Consider the following 1529-nt stretch of genomic DNA (forward strand, 5'->3'; position numbering starts at 1 on the left):
GCTGGCTTTTTAAATGAAAAATTATGGGCGCGCAACGTCTTGCCTTGAATCGCAGTCATAGGGTTCAAGAACATAAGCGCAGGTATCGCTTACTTTCATATACGTGGTGGCTTTCCAAATGCGCGATAAGTAAGTTCCGCTGTTTGTGAAATATTCAGCTTGCTTACAGAGCCCTTGCTTTACACCATTAACTTTTGATCTTCCTTATACTTCTCTACGATCGTCAATCAGAAGAGCCTCAGCAATTTGACGATAGCTTCCCTTTGTCGGATAAAAAAACTGCCTTAATCCTATCTTCTACGCGTCGGCTCTTAAGGCAACACGATCTTCTTTCAGAAAGTTTTTGCATAAGAAAAGTCACTAACACATAAAATTAAACTTTTCAACAATTTTATTCAGCATGAGTATATCATCAGCAAAAACACTTTCATAAACATAATCTATCTGCTTATCTTCCTTTTTCAATTCTTCAATTTTTTGGCAAAACCTAGACCTTTTCTCTGGATCGGATGATTGGGAGTTTTTTTTATATGTCTCTCCTAAACGTTGTTTTACATATCTTATACCAGAAGCGCTGCCTTCTAACCTCTTAGTCCTTTCATAGCTATAACTATCTGGAAATTCTTCTATATCTATTCTCAATTTCTCTTTGTCTGATTTTGTCCATGATTTATTCCTTTTATTGACTCCTTCAAAATTTTTACTTCATCTCACTATTGCTGATTTAGATATGCAAAATCTAGCGGCTACTTTTTCAAATGATAAACCGTGCTTTGTTTTTAATACTTTTTTTCGAAAATCTAATGAATACGTCATAAATTTAATTATATAATTATTACATAGTATATATAGTTATAAATTTATCCAGCTCCATCGTTATATTCTTTTTATCATGTTTTGGCTATAAATCATAGTTCGATTACGTCGTTGATAATTAAGACTTTTTCCAAAATGGTATATCGTTCAAAACAAATAATTTTTTCTTAATTTTTCTTTTTTCAACGCACGAGCAAATGCGTTAAAAGAAAATTTTTCATCAAGAATTGGGCTTTCTGTGGGAATCGGTGGCGCAAACCTTTCTATGCAATCTCAAGGAACAGAAACTCTTGCTTCATCCCAAATGAATGGGATTGGACCAACTCCAGTATTAGCAAATGTAGGAATACAAACAGACTCAGGGATAGATGTAGACGTGCAAACAGATCCAGAACCGGCACCTTCGCTTAAAAGGGCCTACCATATTCACTTTTATGGCAATGGAACTGGATTTGCCAAGACATTAGATAGTCGAGACGACAATCGGAACTATACTAGTATTGATTCGTTCAAATGTTCTTTCTTTAGAGTAATAACTTGTATTCATGATTTAGCTAACCTTCTTAATAGGATCATGGAATGGGCTATCATGATCATGTTTCCAGCAGTCGCTATGGCAATTTCATAATCTTTAGATACCCTTTGCAAATGATTTAGCCATGCATATGTTCTTTCGACAATCCAACACTTTGGAAGTATGGCCCATTCTTGAG

General features: G+C 35.0%; 2 protein-coding genes and 1 pseudogene. 1 reads left to right on the forward strand and 2 read right to left on the reverse strand.

The features are described 5' to 3' along the window. Positions 1–360: 360 nt before the first annotated feature. Positions 361–642, reverse strand: a complete 282-nt coding sequence (locus tag K737_RS10895; protein WP_006291374.1) for a hypothetical protein — start codon at positions 640–642, stop codon at positions 361–363. A 412-nt stretch (positions 643–1054) separates the two neighbouring features. On the opposite strand from K737_RS10895, the gene K737_RS01135 reads away from it, so the two are divergent. Next, entirely contained in the window at positions 1055–1444 is a 390-nt protein-coding gene (locus tag K737_RS01135) for a hypothetical protein (protein ID WP_006291373.1), read from the forward strand. On the opposite strand, the pseudogene K737_RS11735 reads toward K737_RS01135, so the two are convergent. Beyond that, positions 1360–1529 (reverse strand): annotated as a pseudogene (locus K737_RS11735) (IS5/IS1182 family transposase); the annotation flags it as partial. The gene K737_RS01135 and the pseudogene K737_RS11735 sit on opposite strands and share 85 nt — an antisense overlap.

It is taken from the genome of Holospora undulata HU1 (assembly GCF_000388175.3).
In the GTDB taxonomy this organism is placed as follows: domain Bacteria; phylum Pseudomonadota; class Alphaproteobacteria; order Holosporales; family Holosporaceae; genus Holospora; species Holospora undulata_A.